Source organism: Nocardia sp. NPDC049190 (assembly GCF_040648115.1).
GTDB lineage: Bacteria > Actinomycetota > Actinomycetes > Mycobacteriales > Mycobacteriaceae > Nocardia.
In genome coordinates this window covers 113,000-128,437 of the sequence record NZ_JBEZDE010000009.1, presented here as the reverse complement: position 1 = coordinate 128,437, position 15,438 = coordinate 113,000, and the positions used below count along the sequence as shown (strand labels likewise).

Below are 15,438 nucleotides of genomic sequence, written 5' to 3'. Positions count from 1 at the left end.
CGGTAGTCCCGCCGCGCCGCTGAAGAATGGGCCCGACCAGCTGATCCGATAAACCTGTTGATAACCGCCGCACTGTGGACAACTCGCACCCGAGCTACGCCGGCACGTCATCGCCTACCGTGCCGGACCTACTGCGCCGGCGGCGTCATACCGACGGTTCGTTTGCGGAGGTGCTCTTCTCCGGGGTGCTGTCGGACTTCCTGTTGCGTCGCGGATTCTCCCTCGGCGTTGCCAGGAAAGGCCCGATCATCATCGGGCTGCTGTTGACGACAGCGATGATGGGCGCGAATTTCATCGACTCCACCGCGCTGGTGATCGTGTTTCTCTCGATCGCGTTCTTCGGCAACGGGTTGGCGTCGATCACTTGGTCGCTGGTCTCGGCACTCGCGCCGAAACGCTTGATCGGGTTGACCGGTGGGATGTTCAATTTCATCGGCAACCTGTCCTCGATCGCGACACCCATTGTCATCGGCTATCTCGTCACCGACGAGAGTTTCGCATCTGGGTTCCTCTACATGACAGTCGTGACGGTGATCGGCATCGCCTCGTACGTACTGTTGGTCGGCCGCGTCGAACGCGTCGAAGAGTAGTCGGCGCACCGGCGGCGGTAGCCCGACGACAACCAGCACCTCGACAGATGCCATTCGAATCAGGGATCGTACGGCTGCCGCCGTCCCGCGACCGAATCCGATCGGCGCACCGCGCGCCGATCGGATCGGGAACGGCCCTCGACAGTGAGCGGTGAGGGATGTCGAGAGCGCCTGTCGCGGTCTACCTGTCGCGAAGCGCCTCCGAAGTCCGACCAGCATCGTTGGACATCAATACTTTTCGGCACGCCCCATCCACCCGCCGGATCGGGGCGATCTGGGCCCTACCAGTTGTCTCGAACCGAAAGAGAGGAGGCACTCGCAACCTGCCCCGCGTCGCGCGCGGGGCCCGCCGAGCCGACGCGTCAGCTCAGATCTTTGGCGAAACAGTTCGACAGCGGCAGCGGCTCGTATGGCGGAAAGATCGGAATCCGGTAGTAACCATTGCGTTCATAGAAGCGGACAGCTTCCGGCTGCAGATGACCGGTCTGCAGGATGAGCCGTGGACGCCCGGCCGCGCCTGCGGCCCGCTCGGCGGCGCCGAGCAACAACGCCGCGGCGCCTGAACCTCGGTGCGCGGGACGGACGAACATCCGCTTGACCTCGAGATCGTCGGCGTTCCATCGGATCGCGGCGTGGCCGACCGGCTCGTCCGAATATGCGACGAAAGTGCGGTGCACGGTGGCGGGATCGACCGCATTCGCTGCGGCGTGCACTCCGTTCCCGAGATCGCGGTAGCGCGGGCCCACCTCGGCGGCCATCTCCGCGCGCAAGGTCGTCGCGTCGGGATGCTCCCAGTCGACCGAGGACACCGTCAGCGCGGGACGGATCGACGGTAACGCGGAACTCGTCATGCCGCGACGTTAGCCGCACGTTCGGCACTGCGCCCGGGTTCGGATCACCCGGATTGTGGCGCCCAGCGGGCTACTTCGCCGTCACCCAGCACCACGTATGCGGGGCGGCGACCATCACAGCCGCGCAAGAACCCTCGACGAGACGCAGTGCCGCTGGTCAGGCGCCGACGCCGGGCAGAACGACGACGCCGACCGCGCCGAGCCCGAGGTGTACCGCCAGCGCCGGGCCGAATTCCGCGACGAGGAGTTCCCGGACGCCGGGGACGAGTTCACGCAGTTGAGTGGCGATGGTGTGTGCCGCCTCCTCGGCGCCGAGGTGCTGCACGGCAACCGACGCACCATCCTCGCCTGCCGCGTCGACCGCCGCCGCGACGAGTTTCGCGTACGCCTTGGAGCGGGTACGCAATTTCTCGCGTAGCTCCAGCCGCCCCTCGACCATCTGCAGGAGCGGCTTGCTGACCAGCTCCGTACCGAAGAAGGCCGCCGACGACGGCAGCCTGCCGCCGCGACGCAACTGCTCGGTTCGGTTGACCAGGATGAACGACCGGGCGCCGGTGGAAGCGGCGACCGCGGTGTCGTAGACCTCGTCCAGCGACGCACCGGCCTGCGCCCGCCGCGCGGCGGCCAGAACCGGCAGCCCGGTCCCGAGCCCGGCACCCAGCGAGTCGACCAGGCGCACCCGGTCGGCGGCGTCCAGGTCGCGCGCGGCCTGCCGACCGGCCTCCCAGGTTCCGGACAGCTGCCGGGAAAGATGCACCGCGACGACACCGTCGCCGCCGCTGCGGGCCAGCGCCCGCTCGTAGACCGCGCGCAGCTCGCCCGGCGACGCCGCCGAGGTGGTCACGGTATCCGCGGCGTAGTCGATGTCGACCGAATCGACACCCTCCCTGATCGATCGGTCACCGACCAGGACATGCAGCGGCGCGACGGCGACGTTCAGCGCATTGAGATGTTCGGCAGGAAGGCTGGCCGACGAATCGGTGACGACCACAACGCCCACGGACTACCGAACCTCCTGCAGGGTCTTCACCATCGAGTTGGCGACAGCGGTGTGCCCGTCCCAGCCCCAGTGGATGCCGTCCGGGTTCGCCGCACCCGAGAAGATGTTGTCGCGCACCGCTTCACCCAGATCGACCAGCGGCACCGAGGTGCGCCCCGACCAAGCCCGCACTGCCTTGACCGCACGCTCCCGTCCGGAGTGCACGCGCCCGTAGGCGGCGCAGTTGTGCACCGAGGGAAGCACCGCGACAACCGGCAGATCTGGCCGCAGCTGCGTCACCGCGGTGCGCGACTGCTCCAGGTAAGCGACACTCACCTTCGGCGGAAGCGCCACGGGGCGGCCGAGTTTCGCGAGTTTCGGCTGCAACCAGTGATAGGTGGCGCGAACGATGCGGCGCAGCGCGGGCGGACGCACGTAACGAATCAGCTCGCGCAAGGCAGTCGGCAGTGGCGAAGGCAGCGTGTCCATACCGCCGACCGCGAAGACCACCGCGCCCGCGCGCGGCACCGCAGCCCACACCCGCGGATCACCGATCAACGCCCAGTAGGCGTCGCGGCAGGTCCAGCCGATCCGCGCGACCAGCTCGACATCCCAATCCAGTTCGGCGGCAACCAGGTTCGGCCAGATTCGCGGATCATCGGCGGGCAGCCCACCCTGGGGACCGAAATAGGCGAGCGAGTCGGCGATCACCAGCAGCACCGGGCGCGGGGATTCCCGCACCTCGGCGGGCTCGTCCGCGACCATCGATTCCGCCGCAGGCGCGGCGGACCGAGCCGCGACGGCCTCGACTTCCGGGACAACCGCGTCGACGATAGTCTCCGCGTCCGCGACGACAGTCACGTCGGCGTCCGCGTCGACAGTCACGTCGACGTCGACGTCGACATGTACACCAGTGGCGGCAACCACGTCGGCCGCGGACTCGGCGTCCACAGGGGCCCGCACGGGGCTGGCGATGTCCGCATCGGTGGACCGGACCGCCGCGGTGGGCGAGCCGACCTCGGCGCCTGCGATTGCGGTGGAACCGGTTGCCGGAGTATCGGAATCGATCGCCGTGGACAGATCGTCCGGCGACCCGGTCACGGCATGCTGCGCACCGGCTTCCGCGACGACCGACTCGGCGTCGGCAGCAGTTTCGGCGTGGGCCACATCGGCAGGCGCGCCGGCGTCAGGTCCCGCGACACCGGCGCCGTCGGCACGAACCGCCGACTCCGCCACGGTGGCGGTCCCGCGGTCCGTACCGGCGGAACCGACGTCTTCCGCGGACGGCGCGGCAGTCTGCGCGACCGCTGCGTCACTCTCCGCGTGCGTCCCGTCGGATTCCGCGACGGGCGATCGGTCCGCCGCACCCGAATCCCCCGCCGCGATCGCCGATGTCACCTCGGGCCGAGCCTCGGGCTCCCGCCGAGGCGGCGGCGGGCCGCCGAACAACGCGTCGGGGAGGTGTCGTTCGGCCTTCGCCGACACCTTCCGGAACAGTTCATCCGGGACCGATCTGATCGGTTCTTCAGAGGACATCGGGTGCTACCTTCGCCGCTGCGTTCCACACATCCAGACGCCAGCCGGGCTGTTCGATACTCGGGCCGTGGCTGCTGAGCTGCACCCAACTGGTGTTGGCCAGTCCTCCGAGAATCGGCCAGTTCTGTGGCGGCAGGTCGAGCAGCGCAGCCGTGAGGGAAGCGATCAGCCCGCCGTGCGCCACCAGGATAATAGTCCGGCCGGGCCAGTCTTGCCGCTGGACAAGCAATTCCCGCACGACCGGCAGCGACCGCGCACCGACCTCGAGTTTGCTCTCGCCGTTCGGCGGGGTGTATCTCGCGTCCAGCCGCCATGCGACGCGCGCACCCGGGTAGTCGGCATCGACCTCGAGGTGGGTCAAGCCCTCCCAGTCACCGAGGTTGGTCTCCCGCAGTCGCGCGTCCGCGACGACGGTCAGCCCGGTATGGTCGGCCAGCGTAGACGCGGTGTCGAAGGCTCGGCGCAGGTCCGAGGACACGATCGCGATCGCGTTGCGCGAGACCAGTTCGCGGGCTGCCTCTTTGGCCTGCCTGCGGCCCAGCTCGGTGAGATCGGTGTCGATCTGCCCTTGCATCCGGTCGGCGGCGTTCCATTCGGTTTGCCCGTGACGCAACAGGATCAGGGTGCGCACGCCGGCGTATTTGTTCACTGTCTCGCCTCGCCGATGACCGGTCGCACGCCGAACCGTGCTGCTGTGACAATTCGTTCGCTCACCGGCTGTGGTCCTTGGCCGCCGCACCCGCGTGTGGCTCCGGCGAGGCGCCGGTGATCCCCTCGACCGGCACGACCGGGCAGTCTTTCCACAAACGTTCCAGCGCATAGAAATTGCGCTCATCATTGTGCTGAATGTGCACCACGATATCGACGTAGTCCAGCAGCGCCCACCGGCCTTCGCGGGTGCCCTCGCGCCGAACTGGCTTGTGCCCGGCAGCACGGAGTTTCTCCTCGACATTGTCGACGATCGCGTTCACCTGGCGCTCGTTCGGCGCGGACGCGATCACGAAGCAATCGGTGATCACCAACTGCTCGGACACATCGAGCACCACCACATCGGAGGCCAACTTCTCGTCTGCCGCCCGCGCCGCGACCTGCGCCATCTCGACCGACTCGCTCGACGCACTCATCCCCGCACCTCGCTGCGCTCGCTCACGCTCAGCTACCTTCCGCTGCTCCGGGCACATACAGGTGCCGCTTCGATATGTACTGCACTACGCCGTCCGGGACCAGGTACCACACCGGCCGATTCTCGGCGGCGCGGCGACGGCATTCGCTCGACGAGATCGCCAATGCCGGGATCTCGATCATGGTCACGGCATCGGCGGGAAGATCCCGTAGATGCTCCTCGAGATGATCGGTATTGAGTTCATAGCCCGGACGGCTCACCCCGACGAACTTCGCCAGTTCGAACAGTTCCGTGTAATCCTGCCATGTCAAAATACTGGCCAGCGCGTCCGCACCGGTGATGAAGTACAGCTCGTCATCGGGACACTGCGTGTGCATCTCTCGCAAGGTGTCGACCGTGTAGGTGACCTTGCCACGGTCGATGTCGGCACGACTGACCGAGAACCGCGGGTTGGATGCGGTCGCGATCACGGTCATCAAATATCGATCCTCGGCCGGGCTGACCTGCTTATCCGCTTTCTGCCACGGCTGGCCGGTCGGGACGAAGATCACTTCGTCCAGGTCGAAGCGGTTCGCGACTTCGCTGGCGGCGACCAGGTGACCATGGTGGATGGGGTCGAACGTACCGCCCATCACACCGAGCTTGCGGCGCCGACCTGTACCGTGCATGACTGCCGAGTTTAGTGGGTCGGTTCCGACCCCCTCGGGGCGGTAAGCGGAGCAGACGCCACCAGTGAACGACAGCCCCACATCGGACACCTTGCCCAGACTGCGCAGGATGACTTGGCGCTCGGCGTCGGGGCTGCCGACACGAGCATCCGGGGCCAGACGATCGCGCTTCCCCGATACCCAGCGACCCGTTGAAATCCAGGTCAGAAGGCACACCACAACACCGCCCCGTTACCGGGGTTCCCGATAATTCTGGCTGCCGCACTCACCGCCCGCACGTCAGCGGTCCCATCCCCGGGTGGAGATCAGCTCGGCCAGTCGGATTCTTTCGATCGTAAAACCGGACACTGTCCCGATCGGGCATCAGGGATTCTACGCGTCCTCATTCCTTGCAGGACAGGCACTTTCGTGCACCATACCCGCTCGACATCGAAGGTTCACGAACGCTCCGGCCAGCCTTCGGCTAGTCGAGTCATTCCCAGCTGTCAGTCGTGGCACAGCACTTCGGGACCCAGTCCCGAAATTGAGTAACGACCCTGTCTCGACATCGAATTCCCCGGGTCCGCTCAGGCAGCTGCCGGTCAGGGTTATAGGTGCTGGGATGCCGGTCTTCGCTGAAATCGACCGCGCCGACACGCGCACAGCCGCGCATCGCACAGTTCGAACACTGCGTCCGCGGCGATGCGCGGCCCGGCAAGCGGAATCACCGGTAGCGGACTTCGAAGGTGAGGCACCCCTGGGGACCACTCGTCCAGGGCCCGTGCGCCATGCCCGGGGGCCGGCACGCGTACTGGCCGGCGGAAAAGGTCTGGCCGAGTCGGAGATCCGTCATCTCGCCCTCCAGGATGTAGACCTCCTCCCAGAAGTCGTGGACCTGCACGCCGTTCGGAGTGGTGTCGGTGTTGGGCGCGAACCGCAGGATCCGAGTCGCGGTCCCGGTTTCCGGGTCGGTCGCGAGGATCCGCTCGGTCAGTTCGGGCACGTGCCCGCTGCACAGCGTGAAGTCCGTCTTCTCGACCGGAGTGAACTCGATCTCGGGCTTGGTCATGCTTTTGCTCCTTCGGCAGCGCCGACATCGGCGACGGCGACGCGATAATTCAGTTCGAGTGCCGGCCCGCCGGCGGGCCGCAAAGTCATCTCCCAGGAGGCACCCATGACGAAATCCCCGCCGATCACCGGAACAGTCCCGCCGAGCAAGACCACGTCGCGGCCGTCATCTCCCGCCGCGAGGTACAGGGCGAGCACCTCCGTCGGGATGCGCAGCGCTCGCAAGTACCCGTCCTGGTAAGGCCGGCCGTCGACGCTGGACCGCACCGCGACGGAATCCCAGTCGAGGTCGGCGGGCAGCGGCAGCACCGTCGGGCCGAGTGGCTTGGGGCAGGCGGCCTTCGATCCGGCAACGGTCGTCCGCTCCAGCTCGCGGTCCGTGTGATCGGACGCGACGCCGAGATAGAGCCGGCCGCCGGTCCGGACCAGCAACGGTTCCACCTCACCGGAAGTCCCGGCCCCGGTCACGGTGATCTCGTCGGCGACGACGGCCAGCGAGCGGTCGAGCGGGTAGAAAGCGGGCACCGAGTCCGGCTCGGGCACTCCGATCGCGGCGAGTTCCTCGACGTGTTCGCGGACCGCTGCCTCGTCGCGCCCGGTGTATCCGGCGACAACCAGGTCGAACTCGGTCAAGACCAGCGTCTCGTCCGTTCCCGCGATCGCGAGGACAAGTGGTGCGGACATGACGGCTCCTGTCGGGTCGGGCCTCACCGGGATGTTCCGGACGAGACGAGATCGGTGACCACGACGTCATCGAACGCGACGTCATGCGCCAGCAGGCCGGCGTGCCGGCCGAAAGCGTTCAGGCCTGCGACCGCTTCGGGGGAAATCTCCGTCCCGTACCACGGCGCATCCCGACGGACGAGTTCGGCGATCAACCCGGCCTCCCGCGGCGGGAAGAGCCGACGGCCGACCTCGGTGGCCCGCTCCGGGTCATCGGCAAGGACCCGCTGGGCCCGGCCGAGTGCGCGCACGACTGCGGCGACCACTGCCGGGTCCCGGGCGATCAGGTCCTGAGTGGTGGAGATCGCGGGGAAGGTGAGCCTCGAGCCGAGGCCTCCGTCGCGGCGAGCGTCGACGACCACTGTCCCGGTCCCGGTCGACTCCGCGACCTGTGCGCCCATCCCATTGGCCCAGAAGGCGTCCACCCGGCCGTCGGCCAGCGCCTCGGCGGCCGCAACGCCGAACGAGATCGTCCCCGGCGCGACCCCCGGTATCGGCCCGATCCGCAGGCCCTGCCCGGCCAAGTCCACACCGGAGCGCACGAGCAGTTGCCGGAGTCCCTCATCGACTCCGGGAGCAGCACCGATCCGCAGGTCGCGTAGTGCCTTCAAGTCGCCACGCGCGACGCCGAGATCCGACCGCACCACGAGGAACCAGTAAGTGTTGCGGGAGATCGCGGCGACCAGCCGGGCGTTCTGCCAGCCAGGGAACGCGTAGAGCGGGGCGTGCGCGGCCCCGGCCAGCAGGTCCAAACGACCGTCGCGCAGCGACGTAGCCGCATCGGTGACCGGGAAGACCAGCTCGATCGTGCCCTCGACACCCTCGTCGGCGAGCAGGCCCAGCTCGACCGCGGCGATCGCGGGGAAATAGGACGGGGAGACGAGGTCTGGTACTCCGATTCGCAATCCTGCCATCAGGCTGCCGATCCGTCCGACGCGATCCGGCCGGACCGGTCGTAGGTACTCATCACCCGGTCCACCAATGCCTCCGCAGCGGCGAAATCGTAGACCTGCGCCATCCTTGTGCGGACAAGGAATGGGGCCCCGGCGTAGAACATCTCGTACTGTTCGTGCCGGCCCGCGAATTCCGAGCCGACCAGGTCCCAGACCAGCTTGAGCAGTTTGACCCGCTCAACGCTGCTCCAGCCCGGTGACTGGACGTAACGTTCCAGGTCGGCCGCGGCCTCCGGGTTGTCGTAGTCGCGGATGTCGGACGGTAGCTGGATGACCCCGCCGCCGCACAACTCGCGGACCATCTGCAGCAACTTCGGGTAGAACTCCGACTGCAGGGTCTGGACGGCGAAGTTGGGCGTGCGGGCGGGCCAGGCAACGCCGTGCTCATCGATCTCGCACTCCTGCTCCTGGGCCGCGACCAGCCCGCTCACCATGGCCGCGTGCGCGGCCAACTGGCCGAGCGTGCCGCGGACGGGCGGGAATGTGTCCGAGCCATTCATCGCCGCGACGCGTTGCGCCAGCCCGGTGAGCAGGTCGAGTTTCACCGAAAAGCGGATCTGTGCCTGGTTGTTGCCCAGCAGGTGCGCGGGAGTGCGGTTCCAGGAACCGGAAAGGACATCGCGGTTGCGGAAGACGAAGACCCGCTCCCAGGGCACGAAGACGTCGTCGAGCACGATCAGCGCATCGGTCTCGTCGAACTGGCTGGCCAGCGGGTAATCGAAGACGCTGGTAGCGCCTTCGGCGTAGCTGCGCCGCGAATAGACTTTCAGTCCCTGCGCGCCGAGCGGGATGGCGACCGAAATCGCGTAGTTCTCATCCCCCTCCCGCAACGGCACGATGCAGGAGAGGATCAGGTAGTCCGAGATCGCCGCACCGGTGCCGAGCATCTGTGCGCCGGCCAGCACGATGCCATCCTCGCGCTCTTCTTTGACACCGGCATAGAGGTGCGGATCGGCCTGCTGGTGAGCGGGCTTGCTGCGGTCGATTTGCGGCGGCACGATCGCGTAACTGCAGTAGAGGTCGTTGTCACGTACGTGCTCGTAGAACGCCGTGATGTTCGCGGCGAACCGATCCCCACCCTCGGCGAAGACGTCCGCCCGCCCGGCCCAGCCGGCGAGGAACCCCGCCACGTGCTCGGGGCCCCGGCCCATCAGTCCTGCGGTTGTCTCGGCCGAGAGACGCAACGCGGTCCGCCTGCGCCGCAGGTCGTCCTCGCTGCGCGGAATCAGGAACGACAGATTCACCGGGTCGCCAGTGGCAGGCGACGGGTAGGTCATGACCTCGCGGTTCGCGGGCGCGTTGGCGTTGTCGTAAACGTTCGCTATCGACGCGACGGCACCGGCGAAAGCCGGGTGCGCGGCCACGTCGGAGACGTATTCGCCGTCGATGAATACCCGACGCCCGTCCTTCAGGCCCGAGATGTAGTCCTTGCCAGACCGGGTCATCGCCCGTCCCTCCTCGTCCCATGAGCAGGTCTTGCCCGCCCGAGATCAATATTCAACAAGAACAGGCAACCAAAATATCTTATTTAAGTCAAGTGTTTAGATACTTCATCTACGTCATGCTGTATTCGTCATCGTCGCCGTCCCGGTCGTCAAGAGCACTCCCATGCCAGCCGGAGCGCGCTGTCCGCGTCGTCATCGCCCGGTTCGCGCCGACCACCGAGCCGGACGCTGACCTTGATGCTCGATGGTTCATTTGTTCGGGCGATCTGCGCGCTGGCCGCCGAACACGGCTCATGGCAGGCATGGTCGAGGCAACGACGGCCCCAGACCAACGCGTCGCCAACAACCAGGTCGCGACGGTTGGCCAGTCCCCACTACTGGTTCACCGCAAGATCCACCGCTACGACGCCTATGGCGCGCGCAGATCGGCCCCGCGTCGACGAGCCACCGGCCGATTTCCGGGAAGCGCAGGTCGTAGCAGGTCTACCGGCCCACGGCAGGATCACTGGACCACCCTTGCGCCCGGCTCGGGCGATCGAGGACACCTGCTACTTGGTCGCTGCCGACCACACACCGCCAGCCAGGGTCGGCGGCGCGTGGACCCGGCGAGCCGGGTGCTGGCCCGCGCCGGACAACATGAGGGGCGCATCGCAGACCTCGACCCAGCGGCGGTCGTCGCGCGGTCCGCGACACCAACCCCATGGTTCGGCTGCGCCGGTGACGCCGGCGTGAACGCGCTGGGGCCGTCTCACGCCCGGCCCCCGCCCGGACTCACGCGCCGTGCAACTTCGCACCCGTCTCCAGATAGCGGCCCAGTACGGCCAATGCCGCCTCTTCGCGATTCTCTTCCGTCCAATCTCCTAGTTCATAGCCGTGGACGGGGGCGGCGAGATCAAGGGGTCCGAGGCCGAGGTCGTTCCAGCGCCGCAGTGCGGCGTCCATGTACGGTTCAGCGGGCAGTGACGTCGGCGGGAACGGGTGCGACCGGGTCGCGTCGATGAGCATGGCCGAACCGCTCGCCACCGGATCCGCACCGAGCGGCAGCGGCATCGACGGGTCGAGCCGGGGCAACTTGTCCCCGAGGACCTTCACGTCCTGCGCGGGCTGCGTGCGGAAACTCAGTGCCCACACCACCGACCCCAGATCGGACGGATCGACATCGTCGTCCACTGCCACAATGTACTTACCCATCGAAGGCTCGTACCCCGAGGCGGCATACAGCGCCTGCCACGCCTGGCCCGGTGACGGGTCCTTCATGCGGATGACGAAGAACATGTTGCAGGTTGCCATCTCGTAGAAGGTCACGTCGACGACCGAGGAGATATTGCAGGACTGCTGCAAGAACCGCCGATAGACGTTCTCGAACCCGATCTTGCGCATCAGCGTGGACTCACTGGGCGGAAACTCGCTGATGAACGCCTGCACCACTGGCCGCTCCCGATGCGTGATCGCGGTCAGCTCCAGCACCGGCGACAATGTGCGCGGGCCCATGTATCCGCTGGCTTCGCCGAACGGGCCCTCCGGCTCCAGATGCGTCGGGTCGATCCGGCCCTCCAGGATGATCTCCGCCGTGGCCGGAACCTCCAGGTCCACTGTCTCGCAGCGTACGACCTCCAGTGGGCGGCCCATCAACCCGCCCGCGACCGCGTACTCACTTACCCCGAACGGCACCTTCTGCACGCTGGCGAGGCCGACCGCAGGGACGGCGCCGAGCACCACCGCGACCTCGAGCGGTTTCCCCAGTTTCCGCGCCTTGCGAAGGTGGATGGCGATGTGCTGGCTCGGGGTGTCCATTTGCAGGCCCACCAGACCCGGCCCCTTGATCATGCCGCGGTAGGTTCCGACGTTGTACTCGCCGGTCTCCGGGTCCTTGGTGACCCAGTACGGCGAGGTCAGGAATGGCGCGTTGTCGAAGCCGGGCGTCGAGATGGGATGGGGAAACGCGTCGACCCCACCCGAGGACACGATCTCATCTCCGAGCAGAATCCGCTCCTTGCACGGCCCTGTCTCGACGATCTCGGGCTCGATCGGCTCGGACAGCGCCCGCTGCCAGACCTCACCGAGCCGATCCAGATCGGCACCGAGCGCGTGGGCGTAGACGCGGCGCGACGCGGCGAAGGTGGCGATCGCCACCCCGCCGTCGAACTGCCTGCCCCGGCTATCGGTCACATTCTCGAACAGGAAGGCCCGGCGCCTGTCCTCCGGCAGTCCGCGGAACTGTAGGCGGACCAACGGCACCAACTCGGTGTCCTTGTCCACCGGCGCGGCGACCCGCACGAGCAGGCCCGACTCCTCCAGTGAATTCAGGTAGCCACGGAAATCCTCGTACGGGTAGGTCATGCGGTCCCTCCTCGGCTCAGGCGACATAGCGACGGGTAGCACGGGCAACGACCGCAGCCACCAGGTTGACAGCGAGCCCGATCAGACAGGTGACAGCCACCAGCCCGTACACCGTCTCGCTCTGGAACTGGGACTGGGCGAGGCTGATCTGCTTGCCGATCCCATCGACTTGGGTGATCAGCTCGACGACGATGGTGATGATCAGTGCCAGCGGGGCGGTGATCTGCAGGCCCAGCACGATGCTCGAGCTCAGGGAGGGCAGCACGATCTTGCGGAAGGTCTCGAACCGGCCCAGATGCATCACCCGAGCCGCCTCCAGCCGAGCGCCATCGAGCTCGCGAGCAGCCGCGCGAGTGGCCAACAGCACCGGCCACAGTGACGTCACGACCACGACGGCGACCGTCATCGAGCGTGTGTAGCCGATGACCAACACCGCGACCGGCACCATCGCGCCGGCCGGGATCGTCCGGATGAATTCGAAGGTCGGACCGAGGACTCGGTCGGCGACGGGAGCGCGACCCACGGCGACACCCAGCGCGGCACCGACCACGACGGAGATCAGCAGAGCGAGCACGAAGCTCAGCAGAGTGGTGAATATCGAGGGCCACAGCGCACCCGCCGTACCGAGATCTCCGAGCGCCGCGAACCAGCGGCTCGGTGGGGGGAAGTAGGGATCGTCGGGCGAGACCAGCAGCTGCCACAGGACGAGTAGCACCACCAGTGGCAGCAACCCCCGAAGCGGCGGGATCCCGGACGTGCGCCGCCGCTGTCGCGCCTGTGCCGCGCCACTCACAGCGACCCCGCAAACCGCGGCGCCAGCAGCCGCACCGCACCGGTGAACAGCGCGTTCAGCGCCCAGCCGACCAGCCCGATCGTGAACAAGTAGGCGAAAACCTGCCCCGGCTGGAAACCGCGCTGTACGAACACGATTCCGAAGCCCAGGCCCTCGGGGTTGCCGAGCATCTCGGCGATCACGGCGAGGGAGACCGCGAGGGCGAGAGCCAGCCGGACGCCGACGAGGATCCGCGACACGGCCGCGGGCAGCACGATGCTGCGCCACACCTGCACCCGGCCGAGGTTGAACGTGCGGGCGGTGTCGATGAGGCCCGGATGTACCCCGCGCACGCCCTCGATCGTGGCGATCAGCACCGGCCACAGGCACACGTACATGATCAGCATGAGCTCCATTTCCTGCGAGAACCCGAAGACGAGGAGCGCGATCGGCACGAACGCGATGGACGGCAGCGACCGGAGGACCTCGACGCTGGCCATCGACCAGCGCCAGGCGGCTCCGGACAGCCCCAGCCAGACGCCGATCACCACACCGACCGCAGTGGACACCGCCCAGCCGATCATGGTGACGCTGAGAGTGTGCCCGATCTGCGCGGCCAAGTCGCCTTGCCTGGCAAGCTCACCGAACGCGCGGACAATTTCCGAGGTCGGCACGAAGTTCTCGAACGAACGAAGAACCGTGCGAGCCAGCACCTCCCACAGCACGGCCAGCGCCACCAAAAGCCCGAGCCCAGGCAGGTTGAGCCACCGCCGCCGATGGCGGCGAGTCGGCTGCTCCGGCACAGCCCCGGCCGAGGAGACCACCGCGATCTGAGCGCTCACCGTGCCTCACCCCTCCGCTCGCCTCGCACCGCGGCGTACAGCTTGTGCCGCAGTCGCAGGTACTCGGCGGACTCCTTGGTGGCGACCTGGTCCCGGTCGGGCCCGAGCATGCTGCGCAGGTCGTGCCCCACGGCCGACGGCCTACCTTCGAGCACGACGAGGCGGGTGCCCAGGTAGGCAGCCTCCTCGATGTCGTGGGTGATGAATACGACCGTCATCGAGGTCTGCGCGTGGATGCGCAGCAGCTCGTCCTGCAGGCCTTCCCTGGTCATGGCGTCGAGTGCGCCGAAGGGTTCGTCCATGAACAGTACCCGCGGCCGAACGACCAGCGCACGCGCGATCTGCACCCGTTGCTGCATGCCGCCCGACAGCTGTGCGGGGTAAGCGCCATGCCGGTCGTCAAGCCCGACGAGTCGCAGCGCCTCCATCGCCCGTTCCCGGCGCACGCCACGATCGCGGACCGTGCTCTCCAACGGCAGCTCGACGTTGGCGAGGGCGGACCGCCATGGCAGCAACGATGACGCGTAGTTCTGGAACACCATCACGCCGGCGGACGGCGGGCCGTCCACCGGGATGCCGTCGATCTCGAGCACCGAGCCCTCGGTCGGGGCGACCAGTCCACCGAGTGCCCGCAGCACCGTCGTCTTGCCGACGCCGGAAGCACCGAGCACACACACGAACTCGCCCGCCTCGATCCGCAGGTCCAGTCCCTCGACGATCCGTCGTGGACCGGTGTCGGTCGGGACGTCGATGCACACATCGCGACACTCAATGGTCACTCCGGTGGTTGCCGAATCCGCGACCGACGTCGAATTGGCCGCGGTGACGCGGTGTCTCGGGGCACTCATGCTTGCCCCTTCGCGACCACACGGAGGTACTGGCGAGCGTCGTCCAGCGTAACGACCGAAGCGTACTTCTGGTTCATTTCGTAGAGGTTCACCGCGTGCGATGTCGGTGCGCGGTCGAAAACGCAGTCCTCCACCACCCACACGCGGTAGCCGTGTGAGAACGCGTCGACGACCGACGCACGCACGCACCCGCTGGTCGACGTGCCGCAGACCAGCAGAGTGTCCACGCCGTGTCGCTGCAGGAAAGACGTCATCGGAGTGCCGAAGAACGCCGACGCCTTGGTCTTCTCCAGTACGTAGTCCGACTCCGACGGCGCGATCCGCGAGACGATCGGGGCGCCGTAGACGCTCGCGATCTCGTCCGGGCGGGTGCCCTTGACCGAGTCGCCCGCGTGGAACTTGTCGACGACACTTCCTTTGGTGTAAACGACCGGCACGTCGGTCTCGCGAGCCAGATCGAGCAGCGTTGCGATCGCGTCGATCGCTCCCTCGCCCGCGGGCCCACAGCTTGTCCGGTATTCCTCGATAGCGTCGAGGATGCTCTCGCCAGCGCGGCCGGCGAAGGACTCGACCACGTCGATCACCATGACGGCGGGCCGACTGCCCGGCTCGAGCAGGCCGCCGAAGCGCGCGGCCTCGTAGATGCGGCGTTCATCTTCGGGAAAGACCGTCCGCCAGTCCGGGACCTGTACAAGGTCTGCCATGGTTGTTCCTCTCGTCC

The 15,438-nt window shown here is 67.4% G+C and carries 16 protein-coding genes; 1 reads left to right on the top strand and 15 read right to left on the bottom strand.

Features of this window, described 5'->3' with window-relative positions; all coding sequences use genetic code 11:
• The first annotated feature begins 74 nt into the window (after positions 1–74).
• Positions 75–590, top strand: a complete 516-nt coding sequence (locus AB0B25_RS10840; RefSeq protein ID WP_357177024.1) for a hypothetical protein — start codon at positions 75–77, stop codon at positions 588–590.
• 362 nt (positions 591–952) lie between these two features.
• Here the strand turns inward: AB0B25_RS10840 and AB0B25_RS10835 are convergent, their stop codons facing one another.
• The 15 genes from AB0B25_RS10835 to AB0B25_RS10765 form a co-directional block, all read right to left on the bottom strand.
• Positions 953–1,441: a GNAT family N-acetyltransferase gene (locus tag AB0B25_RS10835; protein ID WP_357177023.1), complete on the bottom strand. Its 489-nt coding sequence runs from the start codon at positions 1,439–1,441 to the stop codon at positions 953–955.
• Between the two features lie 157 nt (positions 1,442–1,598).
• The gene (locus AB0B25_RS10830; protein ID WP_357177022.1) at positions 1,599–2,441 is read right to left on the bottom strand and encodes a DegV family protein; all 843 of its coding nucleotides are present in this window, start codon (positions 2,439–2,441) and stop codon (positions 1,599–1,601) included.
• A 3-nt stretch (positions 2,442–2,444) separates the two neighbouring features.
• On the bottom strand, positions 2,445–3,185 hold the full coding sequence (gene octT, locus AB0B25_RS10825; protein ID WP_357177083.1) for a diglucosylglycerate octanoyltransferase: 741 nt from the start codon (positions 3,183–3,185) through the stop codon (positions 2,445–2,447).
• 760 nt (positions 3,186–3,945) lie between these two features.
• The gene (locus tag AB0B25_RS10820) at positions 3,946–4,605 is read right to left on the bottom strand and encodes a histidine phosphatase family protein (RefSeq protein WP_357177021.1); all 660 of its coding nucleotides are present in this window, start codon (positions 4,603–4,605) and stop codon (positions 3,946–3,948) included.
• Positions 4,606–4,666: 61 nt separating this feature from the next.
• Positions 4,667–5,080: a ribosome silencing factor gene (gene rsfS / locus AB0B25_RS10815; protein WP_357177020.1), complete on the bottom strand. Its 414-nt coding sequence runs from the start codon at positions 5,078–5,080 to the stop codon at positions 4,667–4,669.
• 28 nt (positions 5,081–5,108) lie between these two features.
• On the bottom strand, positions 5,109–5,747 hold the full coding sequence (gene nadD, locus AB0B25_RS10810) for a nicotinate-nucleotide adenylyltransferase (protein ID WP_357177019.1): 639 nt from the start codon (positions 5,745–5,747) through the stop codon (positions 5,109–5,111).
• 703 nt (positions 5,748–6,450) lie between these two features.
• Positions 6,451–6,795, bottom strand: a complete 345-nt coding sequence (locus AB0B25_RS10805; RefSeq protein ID WP_357177018.1) for a cupin domain-containing protein — start codon at positions 6,793–6,795, stop codon at positions 6,451–6,453.
• Entirely contained in the window at positions 6,792–7,478 is a 687-nt protein-coding gene (locus tag AB0B25_RS10800) for a DUF2848 family protein (protein ID WP_357177017.1), read from the bottom strand. Before AB0B25_RS10800 ends, AB0B25_RS10805 begins: the two co-directional genes overlap by 4 nt.
• A 23-nt stretch (positions 7,479–7,501) precedes the next feature.
• Positions 7,502–8,431: an ABC transporter substrate-binding protein gene (locus AB0B25_RS10795; RefSeq protein ID WP_357177016.1), complete on the bottom strand. Its 930-nt coding sequence runs from the start codon at positions 8,429–8,431 to the stop codon at positions 7,502–7,504.
• Positions 8,431–9,915, bottom strand: a complete 1,485-nt coding sequence (locus tag AB0B25_RS10790; RefSeq protein ID WP_357177015.1) for a 4-hydroxyphenylacetate 3-hydroxylase N-terminal domain-containing protein — start codon at positions 9,913–9,915, stop codon at positions 8,431–8,433. The genes AB0B25_RS10795 and AB0B25_RS10790 overlap by 1 nt, the downstream gene beginning before the upstream one ends.
• Before the next feature lie 771 nt (positions 9,916–10,686).
• Complete coding sequence (locus AB0B25_RS10785; RefSeq protein ID WP_357177014.1) at positions 10,687–12,255, bottom strand: UbiD family decarboxylase; 1,569 nt, start codon at positions 12,253–12,255, stop codon at positions 10,687–10,689.
• Between the two features lie 16 nt (positions 12,256–12,271).
• Positions 12,272–13,048 carry an ABC transporter permease subunit gene (locus AB0B25_RS10780; protein WP_357177013.1) on the bottom strand — a complete coding sequence of 259 codons (777 nt, stop codon included), beginning with the start codon at positions 13,046–13,048 and terminating at the stop codon, positions 12,272–12,274.
• Positions 13,045–13,869 carry an ABC transporter permease subunit gene (locus tag AB0B25_RS10775; RefSeq protein ID WP_357177012.1) on the bottom strand — a complete coding sequence of 275 codons (825 nt, stop codon included), beginning with the start codon at positions 13,867–13,869 and terminating at the stop codon, positions 13,045–13,047. Before AB0B25_RS10775 ends, AB0B25_RS10780 begins: the two co-directional genes overlap by 4 nt.
• Positions 13,866–14,717 carry an ABC transporter ATP-binding protein gene (locus AB0B25_RS10770; protein ID WP_357177011.1) on the bottom strand — a complete coding sequence of 284 codons (852 nt, stop codon included), beginning with the start codon at positions 14,715–14,717 and terminating at the stop codon, positions 13,866–13,868. The genes AB0B25_RS10775 and AB0B25_RS10770 overlap by 4 nt, the downstream gene beginning before the upstream one ends.
• On the bottom strand, positions 14,714–15,421 hold the full coding sequence (locus AB0B25_RS10765) for an isochorismatase family protein (RefSeq protein WP_357177010.1): 708 nt from the start codon (positions 15,419–15,421) through the stop codon (positions 14,714–14,716). The genes AB0B25_RS10770 and AB0B25_RS10765 overlap by 4 nt, the downstream gene beginning before the upstream one ends.
• Positions 15,422–15,438: the final 17 nt, after the last annotated feature.